25 protein-coding genes and 1 pseudogene are annotated in these 13,571 nt (G+C 68.3%); 17 read left to right on the top strand and 9 right to left on the bottom strand.

Features of this window, described 5'->3' with window-relative positions; all coding sequences use genetic code 11:
- The first annotated feature begins 274 nt into the window (after positions 1–274).
- Entirely contained in the window at positions 275–718 is a 444-nt protein-coding gene (locus CJZ98_RS15775) for a DUF1810 family protein (protein WP_198537885.1), read from the top strand.
- A gap of 64 nt (positions 719–782) precedes the next feature.
- Here the strand turns inward: CJZ98_RS15775 and CJZ98_RS15770 are convergent, their stop codons facing one another.
- From CJZ98_RS15770 to CJZ98_RS15755, 4 genes are all read right to left on the bottom strand, one after another.
- Positions 783–1,079, bottom strand: coding sequence for a hypothetical protein (locus CJZ98_RS15770; protein ID WP_094592072.1), 297 nt, complete (start codon positions 1,077–1,079; stop codon positions 783–785).
- A 166-nt stretch (positions 1,080–1,245) separates the two neighbouring features.
- The gene (locus CJZ98_RS15765) at positions 1,246–1,725 is read right to left on the bottom strand and encodes a YbhB/YbcL family Raf kinase inhibitor-like protein (protein ID WP_094592071.1); all 480 of its coding nucleotides are present in this window, start codon (positions 1,723–1,725) and stop codon (positions 1,246–1,248) included.
- Between the two features lie 132 nt (positions 1,726–1,857).
- Positions 1,858–2,268, bottom strand: coding sequence for a type II toxin-antitoxin system VapC family toxin (locus tag CJZ98_RS15760; RefSeq protein ID WP_255090626.1), 411 nt, complete (start codon positions 2,266–2,268; stop codon positions 1,858–1,860).
- A 5-nt stretch (positions 2,269–2,273) separates the two neighbouring features.
- Positions 2,274–2,537, bottom strand: coding sequence for a type II toxin-antitoxin system Phd/YefM family antitoxin (locus CJZ98_RS15755; RefSeq protein WP_232756540.1), 264 nt, complete (start codon positions 2,535–2,537; stop codon positions 2,274–2,276).
- 111 nt (positions 2,538–2,648) lie between these two features.
- Here CJZ98_RS15755 and CJZ98_RS15750 point away from each other — a divergent pair, with 111 nt between their 5' ends.
- The 5 genes from CJZ98_RS15750 to CJZ98_RS15730 all read left to right on the top strand — a co-directional run bounded on the left by CJZ98_RS15750 (position 2,649) and on the right by CJZ98_RS15730 (position 4,773).
- Positions 2,649–2,873, top strand: coding sequence for a CopG family ribbon-helix-helix protein (locus CJZ98_RS15750; protein WP_094592070.1), 225 nt, complete (start codon positions 2,649–2,651; stop codon positions 2,871–2,873).
- The gene (locus CJZ98_RS15745) at positions 2,870–3,202 is read left to right on the top strand and encodes a type II toxin-antitoxin system PemK/MazF family toxin (RefSeq protein WP_232756539.1); all 333 of its coding nucleotides are present in this window, start codon (positions 2,870–2,872) and stop codon (positions 3,200–3,202) included. Before CJZ98_RS15750 ends, CJZ98_RS15745 begins: the two co-directional genes overlap by 4 nt.
- Before the next feature lie 31 nt (positions 3,203–3,233).
- Complete coding sequence (locus CJZ98_RS15740) at positions 3,234–4,019, top strand: HEPN domain-containing protein (RefSeq protein ID WP_198537883.1); 786 nt, start codon at positions 3,234–3,236, stop codon at positions 4,017–4,019.
- A 66-nt stretch (positions 4,020–4,085) separates the two neighbouring features.
- Positions 4,086–4,388, top strand: coding sequence for a nucleotidyltransferase domain-containing protein (locus CJZ98_RS15735; RefSeq protein WP_232756538.1), 303 nt, complete (start codon positions 4,086–4,088; stop codon positions 4,386–4,388).
- A complete protein-coding gene (locus CJZ98_RS15730) occupies positions 4,375–4,773 on the top strand; it encodes a HEPN domain-containing protein (protein WP_094592067.1) in 399 nt (132 codons plus the stop codon). Before CJZ98_RS15735 ends, CJZ98_RS15730 begins: the two co-directional genes overlap by 14 nt.
- Positions 4,774–4,842: 69 nt before the next feature.
- Here CJZ98_RS15730 and CJZ98_RS15725 read toward each other — a convergent pair whose 3' ends face one another.
- Positions 4,843–5,085 (bottom strand): FitA-like ribbon-helix-helix domain-containing protein, encoded by a 243-nt coding sequence (locus CJZ98_RS15725; RefSeq protein ID WP_094592066.1) that lies wholly within the window; start codon positions 5,083–5,085, stop codon positions 4,843–4,845.
- A gap of 165 nt (positions 5,086–5,250) precedes the next feature.
- Here CJZ98_RS15725 and CJZ98_RS15720 point away from each other — a divergent pair, with 165 nt between their 5' ends.
- Both CJZ98_RS15720 and CJZ98_RS15715 read left to right on the top strand, forming a co-directional pair.
- Positions 5,251–6,405, top strand: a complete 1,155-nt coding sequence (locus CJZ98_RS15720; RefSeq protein WP_094592065.1) for an AAA family ATPase — start codon at positions 5,251–5,253, stop codon at positions 6,403–6,405.
- Positions 6,402–6,617 carry a hypothetical protein gene (locus tag CJZ98_RS15715; RefSeq protein WP_094592064.1) on the top strand — a complete coding sequence of 72 codons (216 nt, stop codon included), beginning with the start codon at positions 6,402–6,404 and terminating at the stop codon, positions 6,615–6,617. The genes CJZ98_RS15720 and CJZ98_RS15715 overlap by 4 nt, the downstream gene beginning before the upstream one ends.
- 30 nt (positions 6,618–6,647) lie before the next feature.
- On the opposite strand, the gene CJZ98_RS15710 is transcribed toward CJZ98_RS15715, so the two are convergent.
- Entirely contained in the window at positions 6,648–6,947 is a 300-nt protein-coding gene (locus CJZ98_RS15710; protein WP_094592063.1) for a hypothetical protein, read from the bottom strand.
- A gap of 302 nt (positions 6,948–7,249) precedes the next feature.
- On the opposite strand from CJZ98_RS15710, the gene CJZ98_RS15705 reads away from it, so the two are divergent.
- From CJZ98_RS15705 to CJZ98_RS15690, 4 genes are all read left to right on the top strand, one after another.
- Complete coding sequence (locus tag CJZ98_RS15705; protein ID WP_094592062.1) at positions 7,250–7,468, top strand: DUF433 domain-containing protein; 219 nt, start codon at positions 7,250–7,252, stop codon at positions 7,466–7,468.
- The gene (locus tag CJZ98_RS15700) at positions 7,465–7,818 is read left to right on the top strand and encodes a DUF5615 family PIN-like protein (RefSeq protein ID WP_094592061.1); all 354 of its coding nucleotides are present in this window, start codon (positions 7,465–7,467) and stop codon (positions 7,816–7,818) included. Before CJZ98_RS15705 ends, CJZ98_RS15700 begins: the two co-directional genes overlap by 4 nt.
- 168 nt (positions 7,819–7,986) lie before the next feature.
- Complete coding sequence (locus CJZ98_RS15695; protein ID WP_094592060.1) at positions 7,987–8,211, top strand: CopG family ribbon-helix-helix protein; 225 nt, start codon at positions 7,987–7,989, stop codon at positions 8,209–8,211.
- The gene (locus tag CJZ98_RS15690) at positions 8,208–8,552 is read left to right on the top strand and encodes a type II toxin-antitoxin system PemK/MazF family toxin (protein ID WP_232756537.1); all 345 of its coding nucleotides are present in this window, start codon (positions 8,208–8,210) and stop codon (positions 8,550–8,552) included. Before CJZ98_RS15695 ends, CJZ98_RS15690 begins: the two co-directional genes overlap by 4 nt.
- Before the next feature lie 23 nt (positions 8,553–8,575).
- On the opposite strand, the gene CJZ98_RS15685 is transcribed toward CJZ98_RS15690, so the two are convergent.
- Positions 8,576–10,048, bottom strand: a complete 1,473-nt coding sequence (locus CJZ98_RS15685; RefSeq protein ID WP_094592059.1) for an AAA family ATPase — start codon at positions 10,046–10,048, stop codon at positions 8,576–8,578.
- A 450-nt stretch (positions 10,049–10,498) separates the two neighbouring features.
- Positions 10,499–11,527 (bottom strand): ArdC family protein, encoded by a 1,029-nt coding sequence (locus CJZ98_RS15680; RefSeq protein WP_094592058.1) that lies wholly within the window; start codon positions 11,525–11,527, stop codon positions 10,499–10,501.
- 236 nt (positions 11,528–11,763) lie between these two features.
- Here CJZ98_RS15680 and CJZ98_RS15675 point away from each other — a divergent pair, with 236 nt between their 5' ends.
- From CJZ98_RS15675 to CJZ98_RS19175, 5 genes and pseudogenes are all read left to right on the top strand, one after another.
- Entirely contained in the window at positions 11,764–12,018 is a 255-nt protein-coding gene (locus tag CJZ98_RS15675) for a type II toxin-antitoxin system Phd/YefM family antitoxin (RefSeq protein WP_094592057.1), read from the top strand.
- Between the two features lie 4 nt (positions 12,019–12,022).
- Positions 12,023–12,436 (top strand): type II toxin-antitoxin system VapC family toxin, encoded by a 414-nt coding sequence (locus CJZ98_RS15670; RefSeq protein WP_094592056.1) that lies wholly within the window; start codon positions 12,023–12,025, stop codon positions 12,434–12,436.
- A gap of 61 nt (positions 12,437–12,497) precedes the next feature.
- A complete protein-coding gene (locus tag CJZ98_RS15665; RefSeq protein WP_094592055.1) occupies positions 12,498–12,692 on the top strand; it encodes a hypothetical protein in 195 nt (64 codons plus the stop codon).
- A pseudogene (locus CJZ98_RS19480) lies at positions 12,692–12,811 on the top strand (type II toxin-antitoxin system death-on-curing family toxin); the annotation flags it as partial. The gene CJZ98_RS15665 and the pseudogene CJZ98_RS19480, both read left to right, overlap by 1 nt.
- Before the next feature lie 67 nt (positions 12,812–12,878).
- Positions 12,879–13,085: a Fic family protein gene (locus CJZ98_RS19175; RefSeq protein WP_232756536.1), complete on the top strand. Its 207-nt coding sequence runs from the start codon at positions 12,879–12,881 to the stop codon at positions 13,083–13,085.
- 98 nt (positions 13,086–13,183) lie between these two features.
- Here the strand turns inward: CJZ98_RS19175 and CJZ98_RS15655 are convergent, their stop codons facing one another.
- Positions 13,184–13,381 (bottom strand): hypothetical protein, encoded by a 198-nt coding sequence (locus tag CJZ98_RS15655; RefSeq protein ID WP_094592054.1) that lies wholly within the window; start codon positions 13,379–13,381, stop codon positions 13,184–13,186.
- Positions 13,382–13,571: the final 190 nt, after the last annotated feature.

Below are 13,571 nucleotides of genomic sequence, written 5' to 3'. Positions count from 1 at the left end.
GTCAGCTGTGGAGCCGATCGCCTGAGGTGCGCGGCCCACCCCAGCTACGCCGGGGTGGGAGTGCCGGGGGAATTACACCACTGAAGGGGACGCCAGCATCGGCGCTGCTTCCGCGCTTCATTTGACCACCCTTCCGCACAGGCTTTCCGCCGAAGGTGAACACATGAGTCTCTAAGCACTGCCAATGACGTTAATGTATCAGAAAAGCCAAGGTAGCCCCATGCTAGCACTAACACATGAAACCATGTTGGCCAAGCTGCAGGGGTAAAGCTAATTGGGCATATTTGGTCTCCACCGGTTCCCCAGCGCTCAGGATCATGGGCAGCCCAGCGCCTGCGAACGGGCCATGGCCGAGCTCAACGCCGGCGGCAAGACCAGCCACTGGATCTGGTTCGTGCTGCCCCAGCTGGCGGGCCTGGGGCAGTCGGCCATGGCCCGGAGCTACAGCATCGCAGGCCTGGCTGAGGCCCAGGCCTACCTGGCTGATCCAGTCCTGCGGATGCGACTGGAGGCCGTGATCAGCGTGATCGTCGAGCAACTGCAGCGGCCCGGACAGAGCCTGCCTGCCCTGATGGGCAGTGATCTGGATGCCGCCAAGACGATCAGCAGCCTCACCCTGTTTGAAGCCGCGGGCCTGCCCCAGGCCACGGCGCTGGTGGATCAGCTGGGTCAGCGCTGCCCCCGCACCAGGCACATGCTCGGACTGCCGGTGAGGTGAGAGCGGATCGCAGACCGGATGAACGCCAACCCCAGGGGGGGGCTTCCCCCCGGGGCATGGGCCATCAGGCGGGCAGCAGTGCGCCTGCAGCCATCGCCGCCTGCACGCGCACCACCTCCGCCTCATGGGCCGCTTCGATCCCCGCATCGATCTCGCCGGTGCGGGCCAGGAACGCCTCAAGCGCGGGGAGCAGATCCTCCTCCAGCAGGGTGATCTCCTCCTCTCCGTAAGGGTGATCGATCCAGAAGCGGGGGATCGGCTGGCTCTGGTGGCTGCGCAGGATCCAGAGCAGGGCGCTGTGGCACGACTGGACCAGGGCGACGGGATCCTCACGGGTGAGCCGATCGAGCGTGGGGGACATGGGCGCAGGCGCCATGGGGCGCCGTGACGGGACGCCGCCAGGACCGCCGGGGAGGCAAGGGGCGGCGACCGCGCAGCGGCTTCGCCGCCTCGCGCAGCCCTTGCCCCCGGCGGAGACTGAGGCAGCCCGGCACGGCCTCCCGACAACTGGGAGCCAACTCCCTCCCTCAGGCGCTGCGGCCGTGCTGGTAGAGGCCGATCAGCTCCGCCTGGCCGAGTACATGGCCGTCCATGGCCTGGCGCACCTCGGCCGCACTGGCTCCGGCCGGTAGATCCAGCCGGCGATCCAGGGCGCTGAGCTGGAAGCGGTAGTGATGCACCGGTCCCGGGGGTGGCTGCGGGCCGTAGTAGCCCTGCCGGCTGAACTGATCCACACCCCAGCAGCAGCCATGGCGGGCCCCGTTGCCCAGTTCGGCGCTGCGCTCCAGGCCTACCGGCAGGGAGGAGAGCGTGGCTGGCAGATCAAATAGAACCCAGTGAATCCACAGCCCTGCCGGGGCGTCCGGGTCATCGAGGATCAGCGCAAAGGACGCCGTTCCAGCCGGTGCACCCTCCCACTGCAGAGGCGGGGACAGGTCCTCTCCTTCGCCGGTGTGGAGGCGGGGGATCCAGCCGCCGCTGGGAAAGGCCGTGCTGCGCAGCTGCATCGATCAGTGACGTCCCGGCCCTCAGCATCGAGGGTCCGGCCGTGTTGTCCACCCCCGCTGCCGGTTGGGGGCATCGTCTCTGAGGAAGCGGCGGCGACCTACAGCCACGCGACTTGCCGGGTGGTGGGTACGTCAGTCGGCGATCGACACCCCCAGATCAGCGGCAGCCAGGTTGAGCCGGCGATCAAAGCTGGCCAGGGTGGCGCCAAGCCGGTGGGCCAGATCCAGGTAGGTGGCGTCATAGCTGGAGAGGCCATGGGCACGCCCCAGGGCCATCACCCTGGGTCGGCGCTCCTGCACGGCGTCGCCATCGGTGTAGATCGGCAGGTTGCTGAGCCGGGCCAGGAACAGCTCACTGGCATCGGGGGCGATCACGCCGCGCCGTTCCGCCACCAGCAGGGCGTTGGCCACCTCGAGGTGCCAGAGGCCGGGCACCCACCAGGCCTGTTCGCCACAGGCGGCCAGGAGCCTGCTGGCTCGCTCTGCGTCACTGGGCAGCTGGCGTTCAAACACCCAGGCGAGAGCCATGGAGGCATCAATCACGAGGGTCAACGGCGTCCCTCCGCCACGAAGCTGGCCACATCGGCATCACTGACGCCGCGAATGCGGGGGAAGGCCTGCAGCGCCTCGACCGCTGCAGCCACGCCCTGGCTGGAGGCAGCGCGATGGGGCACCAGGTCGGCCACAGGCCGCCCCCGCACCGTGATGGTGAAGTGCTCGCCCTGCTCCACGGCCCGCAGCAGCCGCGAGAGCTGGGCCTTGGCTTCAAAGGCGCCGATGGAACTCTCCATGTCCGCAGCAAACCAGGTCATGAACCAGTTTATTGGACTGGACGGGTTGGAGCCGCGGGAAGCATCTCCTCCTCCAGCAGGGTTTCGACAACGGCCCTAGGTCGTACAACAGAACATTGCACGGCTGGGGTCATGGTGATCGGCGTGCGGGTGGATCCTGCTGTGGAACAGCGGCTCGATGCGCTGGCCCAGCACCTGGGCAAAAGCCGTAGTGCCTGCATCCACGAGGCCATCGATCACTACCTGCTACGCCATGGCGATGGCGACGAGGCCCGGCGCCAGTCGGAGCATCTCGCCCGGTTGGAGCAGCCGCACTGGAGTGAGCAGGCCCCCGGCTGGAGCGTCTGGACGGCATGACGATCCCGCCGCTCCGCCGGGGAACGGTGGTGACCGTGGCCAGCCCCGGGGTCTGTTCCGGCAAGCCACGACCGGCCGTGGTGGTGCAGGCCGACCGCTGGTTGCAGGCCCATCCCAGCGTCACCCTCTGCCCGCTCACCAGCACCCTCACGCAGGCCCCGCTGGTGCGGATCGCCGTGCAGCCCTCGCCGCGCAAGCCCTCGCAGCTGATGGTCGACAAGCTGTTCACGGTGTCCATCCAGGCCGTGGGGGAGGTGGTGGGTCAGCTGGAACCCCAGGCGCTGATCGAACTCGATCTGGCCCTGCGGGGCTGGCTGGAGCTCCCCTGAGATCACCGCGGCGGCGATGGACACCAGCCCCATGACAGGCAACGCGGGACCGGCTCCCCTTGTCACCGGCGCAGCCCTTGCGGCCTTCACCCAGCGACTGGCGGAGCGGTTCGCGCCCGAGCAGGTGATCCTGTTCGGCTCCCAGGCCCGGGGCGAGGCCCGCTGGGATTCCGACGCCGACATCCTGGTGATCCTGCCGTTCCAGGGGCGTCGGCAGGACACCGTGCAGGCGATGCTCAGCAGCTGCGTGCCGACGTTTCCGCTGGATCTGCACCTGCGGCGGCCGGAGGAGATCGCACCGCGCTACCGCTGGGGCGATCCCTTCATGCGTGAGGCGCTCGATCACGGCCGGCTCCTGCACGGTGCGGCGCTCTCCGTCCCGCCCACGAAGCGGCTCACCCCCGCCCGCAATCCGGTGGTGGACGAGTGGCTCGAGCGGGCCGAGCGCCACTGGCGCATGGCCGAGCTCCTGCCCGATCTGCCGCCCGGGTATCTGAGCGGCCTGTTCCATCTGGAACAGTGCCTGGAGACCTATCTGCGCGCAGCCCTGATCGCCCAGGGCATCCCGTCGCGCAGGTGCCGGGATCTGCAGACGCTGAGCGAGCAGCTGGGCACGACGATCCCCGGCTGGCGGCCCGATCGCGACGCCCTGAACACCCTCACCCAGGCGGCCCTGGCTTACCGCGATCCCGGCGAGGGCCACCCCGAACCCAGCCAGGACATGGCCTGGGCCATCGCCCAGGCAGGCCCGCTGCGCGCATGCCTGAGGCGCTGGTTTGACAGCCTGGAGGTGATGGAGCCCCGGGAGCTGGCCTGACCAGGCCGTCAGAATGGAGCCATGACAGCCGTGAACGCCCTCTCAGTCGAACAGCGTCTGCCCAGGATGGCAGCTGCCATTCACCAGGTGATCCCTGGCAGCGAAGTGCGGTTGTTTGGCTCCAGGGCCCGTGGTCAGGCCGGCCCCGATTCCGACATCGATCTGCTGATCACAGCTCCGGATGACTGGCTGGCCAGGCACCACCGCTTCGAGGTTCTCAACGCCCTCTGGGAGCAGCTGACGCAGGCTGATGTGTCTCTGGATCTGCTGCTCTATTCACAAAGCGAATGCGAGGCCCGGCGCCACTGGCGCAGCCATGTGATCGGACGTGCTTATCGCGAGGGGATGCTGTTGGATGGCACTCTCTGAAGCGGAGGGACTGCTGCGCATTGCGGCTGCAGACCTGGAGACCGCCATTGCATCCAGCAACCCGTTGGTGTTTCGCGAGGGTGCCTGGGGGTTCTGGCTCCAACAGGCCGTTGAGAAGGCTCTCAAAGCCTGGCTCCTCCACCTGCATGAAGATGAGCCACCCCTCACGCATGACCTGAGGCGATTGCTACGCCTGCTCGCTGTCCATGGTGCGGAGATCCATGCCTGGCAAGACCTGGGGGTGTTGACCGTCTATGCCGTGCAGTTCCGGTATGACGCCGATCCCACGCCCCTGGGCCTCGATCGGACTGCGTTCAATCAGCGGGTGCAGCATCTCGTGCTGCACGTGGAGCTGCTCCTGCAGAAACGCCCGGGCGGCGCCTGAACAGGCAACGCAGTCACTCGAGCCCTGGGAGCTGGCCTGATACAGCCCAGCCTCCAGGTACTGATCTGATCAGGGCCGACCCTCACGCTTGGCCGCGTCGATCTCAGCGGGGTCAAAGCTGTGCGGCCTGAGGCGCTCGCGCAGGGCCCTGATGCTGGCCAGCTTCTCCTCATCAGGGGGGACGGTGCACCCCAGGCCGGCCTCCAGGCAGACGATCGCCTCATCGTTGAGGCTGCGGCGATGCCGCTTGGCGCGGGCCTTGAGGCGTGCCACCAGGTCATCGGGCACGTTGTGCAGGGTGAGCGTGGCCATCGGCCCAGACCTCCAGCTGCATGGACATCAAGCTGACAGCAGCCTGACAGCACTTCGCCAACAGCCGGCTGCCGCCATCGTGGCTGTCCCGTGGCCCACTCCAACCGCTTAGCGTATTTTATCTGCTGGCTATAATTAGTCGGCAACCCTAAATCTGTCTAGACGTTGGCCGAGGTCTTCCGCCGCCCTCGCCTGGCCGCCGAGCTGGCCGGCCGGCTCCTCCATCCCGGGGTGCTGGATGAGGGGCTGCGCTCCGGCCTGTTCCTCTCCGGACTGCGGCGCACCGGCAAGACCACCTTCCTGCGCACCGACCTGGTGCCGGAGCTGGAAGCCCAGGGCGCGGTGGTGATCTACGTCGACCTCTGGAGTGACACCAGGGTGAGCCCGGCGCAACTGGTGCAGGCGGCGGTCCGTCGCACCCTCGACGAGCTCGCAACGCCGGCGTCCCCTCTGCTGGCGCGGCTGCGCCGGATCCGTGGCCTGGATCCTGGCGGGATGGGCTTTCGCTTCGGGTTTCAGCTGGAGCAGCTGGGGCAGTCCGGCGGCGCCACCCTGGCGCAGGCCTTCACGGAGGTGGTGGATCAGGCCAGGGGCGATGTTGTGCTGATCGTGGATGAGGTGCAGCAGGCCATCACCACCGAGGAGGGCAACCAGATGCTGCTGGCCCTCAAGGCCGCCCGGGATGCGATCAACCCCAGACCCGTCACGCCTGGCCATTTCCTGCTGCTCGGCACCGGCTCCCACCGGGCTCTGGTGAGTGAACTCACGGCACGGCGCAACCAGGCCTTTGCCGGGGCCACGTCGTTGCCCTACCCGGTGCTGGATCAGGACTACGTGAGCCACGTGTTGCAGCGCCTGCGCGAGACGGGCGTCCGGCAGCTGCCGTCACAGGAGACGGCCTGGTCTGCCTTCCAGACCCTGGGGCACCGGCCTGAGGAGTTCCTGCGAGCCCTGGGGCAACTTCAGGCCAGTAGCAGCACCGGCTCTGGCCTGGAACCGGATCAGCTGATGCCCGTGATCGCCGCCACCCTGCGCGGCTCCGCCGCCGATCTGGAACTGCAGAAGGTGGAGCAGATCGGAGGGCTGGCGCTGGCGATCTTTGATCGGGTGGCCCAGGCGGAGGGGCAGGCCCGGGGCATCTTTTCTGCGGAAGCGGCGGCGGCCTACGGCGAGGTGATCGGCCGGGAGGTGCGCGTTGAGGAGATTCAGCCGGTCGTGAACGACCTGCTGGCAGCCAATGTGCTGATGCGCCTCGGCCACGGCCTCTACGGGGTGACGGACCCGTTTGTGCAGGACATCTGGCGCGAGCGACACCCATGACCGAGGGGAGCCGCCTGCCGCGCCGCGCTGAGCACCTGGAACAGCACCCGCGCAGACTCCCTGCGCAGGGCGCTCCAGGCCTCCAGATCGGCGGCATGAATGCAGGGATCGCCGCCCAGCAGATCGTTCTGCCGGTGATGGCTCAGGTTGACCGTGATCTGCTGGCCGAACCGCAGAGGAAGCCCACAGCAGTCGACGTCGACGGAAACTGAGCCGAATGACCAGACCGGCCCCCGCCGGCCTCAGGCTGGGATCCCAGGAGCCTCCGCCGCCATCGCCGCCTGGACCCGCTCCACCTCGACCTCATGGGCCGCCTCGAGCCCCGCATCAATCTCACCGGTGCGGGCCAGGAACGCCTCAAGCGCGGGGAGCAGCTCCTCCTCCAGCAACGTGATCTCCTCCTCCCCGTAGGGGTGATCGATCCAGTAGCGCGGAATCGGCTGGCTCTGGTGGCTGCGCAGGATCCAGAGCAGGGCGCTGTGGCACGACTGGACCAGGGCGACGGGATCTTCAGCAGTGAGCCGATCGAGCGTGGGAGACATGGGCGCAGACGCCATGGGGCGCCGTGACGGGACGCCGTCAGGACCGCCGGGAAGGCAAGGGGCGGCGACCGCGCAGCGGCTTCGCCGCCTCGCGCAGCCCTTGCCCCCGGCGGAGACTGAGGCAGCCCGGCACGGCCTCCAGCGGAACCAGGCCCATAGAGCGTCCGCCGAGCGGGAGGCACGCGGGTGTCTCTGCTGCAGATGGTGTCCTGCTCCAGGCCAGCGGAACTGCGAAACCGCATGCAGTGGAGCGCCTGGTGGCAGGTACTCGTGCCTGGAGCCGGCCCCTTAGCCATGGAGCCATGGCCCACAAGCGCATCACCCACAACCCAGAGCAATGCAGCGGCAAGCCCTGCATTCGGGGCATGCGGATCCGTGTGTGCGATGTGCTCGATCTCTATGCCGCTGGCTTAAGCAGCGAACAGATCCTGCTGGAGCTGCCGGATCTCGAACCTGCTGATCTCGTGGCAGCGCTCAGCTACGCCGCCCGGGAAGTGGACCACCCGGTTCTCGTGGTGTGATCCTCTGGCTCGACGCCCAGCTCTCTCCCCTGATGGCCCCCTGGCTGGAGGAGCGGTTCCCTGACCTCCTCGTGCGTGCCGTGAGAGACCTGGACCTCAGGGATGCGGATGATCGCGAGATCTTCCGCGCCGCCCGGGCTGCGGAGGCTGTGGTGATGACCAAGGATCGGGACTTCATCACGCTCCTGCAGGCTGATGGACCACCTCTCCAGGTGATCTGGCTGAGGCTGGGGAACAGCTCCAACCAGGCGCTCCAGAACGTGCTGGCACGGACTCTGACGGCGGCGATCCAGGCCCTTGAGGCCGGTGAACCCTGGGTGGAGAGTCGCGATTCTGCGGCGGCTGGCTGACGGCTGGGTGTGGAGTGCTGCAAGCACCAGGGGAAACCCCAGGGGCCTGCCCCCCAGGGACCCGGGACCCACAGGCGAGCTCCTCCTCCGCAGGGTGACCTCCTCTCCCCATGGGGGGGGTCGACAACGGCCCTAGGTCGTACAACAGAACATTGCACGGCTGGGGTCATGGTGATCGGCGTGCGGGTGGATCCTGCTGTGGAACAGCGGCTCGATGCGCTGGCCCAGCACCTGGGCAAAAGCCGTAGTGCCTGCATCCACGAGGCCATCGATCACTACCTGCTGCGCCATGGCGATGGCGACGAGGCCCGGCGCCAGTCGGAGCATCTCGCCCAGTTGGAGCAGCCCCACTGGAGTGAGCAGGTCCCCAACTGGAGCGTCTGGACGGCATGACGATCCCGCCGCTCCGCCGGGGAACGGTGGTGACCGTGGCCAGCCCCGGGGTCTGTTCCGGCAAGCCACGACCGGCCGTGGTGGTGCAGGCCGACCGCTGGTTGCAGGCCCATCCCAGCGTCACCCTCTGCCCGCTCACCAGCACCCTCACGCAGGCCCCGCTGGTGCGGATCGCCGTGCAGCCCTCGCCGCGCAGTGGGCTGCGCAAGCCCTCGCAGCTGATGGTCGACAAGCTGTTCACGGTGTCCATCCAGGCCGTGGGGGAGGTGGTGGGTCAGCTGGAACCCCAGGCGTTGATCGAACTCGATCTGGCCCTGCGGGGCTGGCTGGAACTCCCCTGACTGCTCCTGGCAGGGCTGAAGCCCTACCCCAGCAGACAGGCCACCAGTGGCGCCGGGATCGCCCAGCTCGGATGCTCCAGGTTCAGGATCGACTTGGTGGCCATCACACCGCGGCCGTAGCGCCCCTCCAGCACGAGCGCTTCCCGGCGCCACCCGTCATCCACCCACTTCGATTCGATCGGGGTTGTCAGGCCAGATCCCTCCTCGGTGGGCACCCGCACGGGGCTGAAGTCGATCTCATTGCCGGAGGTCGTACGGCTGTAGCCGATCGTGTCGTCCGCCACCCAGCGACCCTCTTCCAGTCCATCCACCGCCCGCGCCAGGGCTACCGCGAGCGCCATTTCACTCAGACTCGGCATCGCGGGCCTGGCCAGACCGGGGCTCAGGGCACTGGGCAGCCAGGCCAGTAGCGGATCGGTGAGATACAGCTTCGCCTGGGCCCTCGGCACCGCCCGGCCATCATCGAGCCGGTGCCGGCATCGCAGCAGGGCATGGGAATTCACCAGCCGCTGCAGCCGCAGACCAAAGGCTTCGCGGCTGCCATACCCCGCCACCGCTGCTGTCTTCTGCTGATCCAGCGGGCTGGTCATCCGCTCCATCAAGGTCGCCAGCAACAGGGGCACCGACTCCAACGGAGCGTCGGGATCGACATCCGCCCGCAGCCAGGCCAGCAGGTCGCGTTGGTAGGGCCGTCCCACGGCACCTGTGCGTTGATATTCCGCCACGGCCCGGGGAAAGCCACCGCAGCCGAGGTAGTCCTGCCAGGCCAGGTCGTAGTCGTCGACGCCATAGGCCAGAGCCTGCAAATCCTCCGCGACCGAGGGATCCATCAGCCGGGCGGGATGGCAACGGCGCGGCAAGGCCAGTTCCGGCCGGGTGACCGCCAGGAAGTCGCGGAAGCCCATCGGCAGGAGTTGCCGCAGGCGCCGGCGCTCACTGCTGCCTGATCGACCCGCCAGCAGATTGGCCTGGATGTCCTCCTGGCTGACCCAGCGGCTACCGGTGGCCACCACCGTGTCGTCCCCGAAGGCGGTGCTGTCGCGGGCGGCCTTGAAGACACTGGTCCAGCCGCTGATGCCGGAGACCTCGTCAAACAGCCAGACCCGGGGCTGCGGCTGCTCCAGGTCCACCGATCGCGTGAGCACGCGCGCCAGGGTCAGCACCCGGCGCAGATCCCGTGCCGCCATGCCATCGCAGGGCACATGGATCAGCTGGCGAGGGTCGATGTCCCGGCGGCCACAGAGACTCAACGCCGCATCGAGCAGGGCCACGGTTTTGCCGGCACGCCTTGGGCCCGTGAGGATGACCAGCGATCCATCCGGGCTGCCGGAGGCAATGTCGTCGAGGATTCCGCTGCGATAGCCCAGATCAAACTGGCGGCGATCACGCAGGGTTCGATTGGCGTCCTGCCAGGCGGTGGGATCACGGCCTGCTGCCGCTGCTGCCCACCAGGGACTGGCGTCGGAGAGCGTGCGTCTCAGCTCGTCGTCGCGCATCTGACGGACGGTGATACCCCGCAAGCATAGGGGGTTTGAGGCACAGTAAGCCCCATGGAGACGGGGGGTCTGCGAGACTGATGACAGAAGAAACCAGGGGGTCTGGTGGCGATGCGCATCGGTTCATCCCGGCCGCTGACCCAGCTGCGGGCCATGGCCAGGGTCGGTCCACTCCCGGTTTGCCCAGCTGTACCGGCCCCATGACAGGCAACGAGGACCCGGCCCCCTCGTCACCAGCGAGGCCCTTGAGGCTTTTACCCAGCGACTGGTGGAGCGGTTCGCTCCGGACCAGGTGATCCTGCCGTCCGAGGGGCGGCCGCTGGACACCGTGAAGGCGATGCGCAGTGCCGGCGTGCCGGCGTTTCCGCTGGATCAGCACCTGCGGCGGCCAGAGGAGGCAGTGCCGGAATTGCGGCGCCCGGCTGGGCCGGCCCCGGAGGGGCGAGAACCTCAGGCGGCGGCGGCCATCAGCTGCGGCTCGCCCCCTTGGGGCTCTGCCGCCTCGGGACAGATCAGATCCGCCGCCTGCCGCGCCGCGCTGAGAACCTGGAACAGCACCCGCGGGGCCTCCTTGAGCAGGGCGATCCAGTGCTCCAGATAGGCGGCGTGATTCGCCAGATCGCAGCCGATCTCGAGGCGCTGGCCCAGCAGCACGCTGCCGAGCTCGGCGATCAGCTCCTCGCGGGCATAGCGGGGACAGCCCATCCGCCCGCCCAGATCCCGCTGCAGCCGGGATTCATGGCCGGTGGAGTGGACGGCCTCGTGGGCCCAGGTGGCATAGAAACTCTCGGCGCCGGAGAAGGCAGCGCGATCGGGGAGCTGGATGCGATCGAGGGCGGGCAGATAGAAGGCCTTCTCGCCGCCGTGGCTCACCGGCACGGGCCAGGCCCCCAGGGCGGCTTCTGCGGCGGCGATGCGCCCAGGCTCAGGCCTTGCCTCAGCCCCCTGGGGCCCTGCCCCCTCGGCCTCCTGGCGAGAAGCGATCAGGCCCTCCAGCGCCTCGCCCTCGAGATCGCAGACATTGAAGACCGGCACGGGGCGATAGCTGACCCAGCTGCGTGCCACGCTCCCGGGGCCATCGCCAGCAGGCTGCACGGTTTCAGGGACCGCTGGCCCGGTTTCCGTGGAGCCCTGCTGATGCAGCTGGGGCCGCAGGATCCGCACCGCCTTGCTGCCCTTGCGGGGGAACACGCCCAGCCTCTTGGCCTCGGCATAGCCACACCAGAACGGCAGGCCAGCCCCCCGCAGGTGCATGCCCAGGGTGAGCAGGATCGGATTGGCACCGCGGTAGCGGTGGCCCGAGAGCAGATTCACGTGGTGACCGCCGCCGCTGCCATCCCAGGGCCGCCGCCAGGGGGTGGTGCCCTGCTCGAGCAGGGCGATCAGATCAGCGACGAGGGCCTCCTCCGGCGAGGGACCATCGCGCCGAGCGGTGCGCTGCGCTGACCTGGGCTTTGGGCGGGACTGGGCAGGGGCCATGGCTGGAAGGGCGCGGGACATCCGCGTGGTGCCCCGCGCAGGCAAGGGGCGGCGACCGCGCAGCGGCATCGCCGCCTTGCGTCAGCCCTTGCCCGCGGGGTGACCATGAGGATTCCCGCGCGCGCTCCCCAAGGGCCATCAGAGCGCGATCCAGCTCGGAGGGAGCTGAGCGGCATGGGCGACTCCAACCCGGGGCACTAGCCTGGTCAGATGACTAGTCAGAGAGGGTGGTCGTGATGTCGGTCTGGCCGGTGCAGCACGCCAAGGCGCGCTTCAGTGAGCTGCTTGACGCCTGCCAGCGGGACGGGCCCCAGGTGGTGTCGCGTCGCGGCACGGAAGCGGCGGTGCTCGTGCCGATTGGGGAATGGCGTCGCCTCCAGGCAGCAGCGCGGCCCAGCCTTAAGGAACTGCTGCTGGCCGCAGAGGCCCGCAGCGAGGCCTTGGTGCCGCCGCGGGGCCAGGCCCGCCGGCGATCCGTGCTGGCGCTGTAGGCCGATGGCGTTCCTGCTCGACACCAATGTGGTTTCGGAGCTGCGCAAGCCGCGCCCCCATGGCGCCGTGCTCGCCTGGTTACAGAGCACCGATGACGCAGACCTCTATCTGGCCAGCGTGACCCTCGGCGAGATCCAGGCTGGTATTGAAATCACCCGCGATCAGGATCCTCTCAAGGCCGAAGAGATTGAGCGTTGGCTGGATCAGCTGAGTGGCACCTTCAATCTGCTGCCGATGGATGCAGCGGCCTTTCGTTGCTGGGCCCAGCTGATGCATCGCCGATCCGACACCCTCTATGAGGACGCGATGATTGCTGCCATCGCCAGGGTTCACAGCCTCACTGTCGTGACCCGCAATGTGGGCGATTTCCAGGAGTTTGGCGTGGTGCTGCTGAACCCGTTCGAGCACCGCGGATAGGCCGTGATGGCTCTGCACCGGTCCTGGCCGGTGCCATCCTTGGCAGGAGGAGGACCCATCCATGGCGATCGCCATCGAGCTCAGCGACCAACAGGCCGAGGCCCTACGAGAAGCCGCCACACGGCTGCAGGTGTCCGAGGCGGAGTTGGCCGCTGCGGCCGTACGGGATCTGCTGGCGCAGCCATCCGCTGACTTTGAGGCTGCCGCGCAACGGGTGCTCGAAAAGAACCAGGAGCTCTACCGCCGCCTGGCTTGATGCGGTGGCTCCATCTGGCTGAGGTGCTGGAGTTGCACCGTCGGCTGATTCAACGCAGTGGCGGCATGGGCGGCCTGCGGGATCTGGGTCTGCTGGAGGCCTCACTGGCCCAGCCCCATCAGAGCTTCGGTGGTGCCGATCTCTACCCAGGACTGAGCGTCAAGGCGGCGGCGCTGGGGGTTTTCCTTGATCCAGAACCATCCCTTCGCGGACGGGAACAAGCGCATCGGCAATGCCGCGATGGAGACCACCCTCGTCCTCAATGGCGTGGAGCTCACGGCCGGAGTCGATGCCGCGGAGGCCGCTGTCCTTGCGGTCGCCAGTGGTCAGTGGGATCGCGACGCTTTCATTCCCTGGGTGAAGCAGAACCAGCGCCCCCTCGACGACCTGTGAGCGGGTCAATCCCAAGGCCTCTCCCGGGTGTGCAGCACCTGCTGAGGCACAAAAACAGCCCCGGCCGCAGCCGGAGCTGGTGGCCTTGGCCCAGAGCCTCAGAAGGGCAGCTCGCTCTCGGGGAACGAGCTCACCAGCGCCGGATTGAGGAGCTGCCGATCGACCAGGAGATCAGCGCAGAGCCGCTCCAGCCGCCCCAGCGGAGCCGGACGGTGGGCGGAGGCCTCCTCGCACAGCAGCTCCAGGGTGCGGGAGCTGAGGGACCGGAAGGAGCGGATGCGGGATGCGGTAGCCATTGCAGGCGTAGCGGAGACCCCTCAGCAGGCCGGGGTGGGGTCAAGGGGCAGCCCCCTCCGAGATGCGGAGCGCAGCGCAGCCAACGCACCAGACCGGCTGACTTGCGCAGCCCTTGAGGCCACCCCGGACCATGAGGAGGGCTGCGCGAAGCCGATCCACAGAAAGCCGGTGGGGCAGGGGCTGCACCGA

Source organism: Vulcanococcus limneticus LL (assembly GCF_002252705.1).
Lineage (GTDB): Bacteria > Cyanobacteriota > Cyanobacteriia > PCC-6307 > Cyanobiaceae > Vulcanococcus > Vulcanococcus limneticus.
The sequence above is the reverse complement of the archived record's forward strand: the minus strand, read 5'-3'. Positions and strand labels throughout refer to the sequence as shown.

Excerpts from the sequence above, each read along its gene's own strand:
- CJZ98_RS15770 (WP_094592072.1), bottom strand. The coding sequence starts at position 1,079 with ATGTCCCCCACGCTCGATCGGCTCACCCGTGAGGATCCCGTCGCCCTG.
- CJZ98_RS15765 (WP_094592071.1), bottom strand. The coding sequence starts at position 1,725 with ATGCAGCTGCGCAGCACGGCCTTTCCCAGCGGCGGCTGGATCCCCCGC.
- CJZ98_RS15755 (WP_232756540.1), bottom strand. The coding sequence starts at position 2,537 with ATGACCTGGTTTGCTGCGGACATGGAGAGTTCCATCGGCGCCTTTGAA.
- CJZ98_RS15750 (WP_094592070.1), top strand. The coding sequence starts at position 2,649 with ATGGTGATCGGCGTGCGGGTGGATCCTGCTGTGGAACAGCGGCTCGAT.
- CJZ98_RS15745 (WP_232756539.1), top strand. The coding sequence starts at position 2,870 with ATGACGATCCCGCCGCTCCGCCGGGGAACGGTGGTGACCGTGGCCAGC.
- CJZ98_RS15740 (WP_198537883.1), top strand. The coding sequence starts at position 3,234 with ATGACAGGCAACGCGGGACCGGCTCCCCTTGTCACCGGCGCAGCCCTT.
- CJZ98_RS15735 (WP_232756538.1), top strand. The coding sequence starts at position 4,086 with ATGGCAGCTGCCATTCACCAGGTGATCCCTGGCAGCGAAGTGCGGTTG.
- CJZ98_RS15730 (WP_094592067.1), top strand. The coding sequence starts at position 4,375 with ATGGCACTCTCTGAAGCGGAGGGACTGCTGCGCATTGCGGCTGCAGAC.
- CJZ98_RS15725 (WP_094592066.1), bottom strand. The coding sequence starts at position 5,085 with ATGGCCACGCTCACCCTGCACAACGTGCCCGATGACCTGGTGGCACGC.
- CJZ98_RS15715 (WP_094592064.1), top strand. The coding sequence starts at position 6,402 with ATGACCGAGGGGAGCCGCCTGCCGCGCCGCGCTGAGCACCTGGAACAG.
- CJZ98_RS15710 (WP_094592063.1), bottom strand. The coding sequence starts at position 6,947 with ATGTCTCCCACGCTCGATCGGCTCACTGCTGAAGATCCCGTCGCCCTG.
- CJZ98_RS15705 (WP_094592062.1), top strand. The coding sequence starts at position 7,250 with ATGGCCCACAAGCGCATCACCCACAACCCAGAGCAATGCAGCGGCAAG.
- CJZ98_RS15695 (WP_094592060.1), top strand. The coding sequence starts at position 7,987 with ATGGTGATCGGCGTGCGGGTGGATCCTGCTGTGGAACAGCGGCTCGAT.
- CJZ98_RS15690 (WP_232756537.1), top strand. The coding sequence starts at position 8,208 with ATGACGATCCCGCCGCTCCGCCGGGGAACGGTGGTGACCGTGGCCAGC.
- CJZ98_RS15685 (WP_094592059.1), bottom strand. The coding sequence starts at position 10,048 with ATGCGCGACGACGAGCTGAGACGCACGCTCTCCGACGCCAGTCCCTGG.
- CJZ98_RS15680 (WP_094592058.1), bottom strand. The coding sequence starts at position 11,527 with ATGGCCCCTGCCCAGTCCCGCCCAAAGCCCAGGTCAGCGCAGCGCACC.
- CJZ98_RS15675 (WP_094592057.1), top strand. The coding sequence starts at position 11,764 with ATGTCGGTCTGGCCGGTGCAGCACGCCAAGGCGCGCTTCAGTGAGCTG.
- CJZ98_RS15670 (WP_094592056.1), top strand. The coding sequence starts at position 12,023 with ATGGCGTTCCTGCTCGACACCAATGTGGTTTCGGAGCTGCGCAAGCCG.
- CJZ98_RS15665 (WP_094592055.1), top strand. The coding sequence starts at position 12,498 with ATGGCGATCGCCATCGAGCTCAGCGACCAACAGGCCGAGGCCCTACGA.
- CJZ98_RS15655 (WP_094592054.1), bottom strand. The coding sequence starts at position 13,381 with ATGGCTACCGCATCCCGCATCCGCTCCTTCCGGTCCCTCAGCTCCCGC.